The sequence below is a fragment of the Roseibium sp. RKSG952 genome (genome assembly GCF_009711355.1).
In genome coordinates this window covers 1-529 of the sequence record NZ_SMMF01000297.1, presented here as the reverse complement: position 1 = coordinate 529, position 529 = coordinate 1, and the positions used below count along the sequence as shown (strand labels likewise).

The window sequence follows — 529 nt, the reverse complement described above, 5'->3', positions numbered from 1 at the left end:
ACCTCCAGATCCGACTTCGTCAACGGGCTGCTAAAATGCATCAGCCATGCTGTACAGCCGCTGCACCTGATAGGGCGCAGCGGACATATCTCGCTGCGTCTTCCCGGCTCAAAGGTTGCCCGGGATTTCTGATCAAACGGAAATAGTAGGCACCGAACACCTGCTCCAGCAAAAACGGAATATCGGCCTCCGGATCAATCTCCCCTCTGGGAACACCGCGGCGAACCAACCCAGAGACCGCCTCGAGCCTGGCCTGCCAGAATGTCTGCATCGCACTTGCTACCGTTGGGTCATTTGCAGCTTCTATGGCAGAGTACTGAATAAACCAGCGCCCGATCTGGCTGTTGAGCTGATTGTCAAGCAGCAGCATGAGTTCGACAAGATCAGCCTCGACGCTGCCGGTGTCGATTTGTGGCAGATTGGTCTTTTGATGTTCCAGCAGCACCCATGCAATCAACCGCGCCTTGGTTCCCCAGCGACGGTACAGGGTCGTCCGGTTTGGTTCTGTCGCAAATTTTGCAGGCGAGGG

Annotated in this window: 1 protein-coding gene; it reads right to left on the bottom strand. The window is 56.1% G+C overall.

All coding sequences use genetic code 11. From position 1 onward, the window contains the following. Nucleotides 1-40: 40 nt before the first annotated feature. Nucleotides 41-529: TetR-like C-terminal domain-containing protein (locus E1297_RS00770; protein ID WP_155132683.1), on the bottom strand; the 489-nt coding region annotated here is incomplete at its 5' end.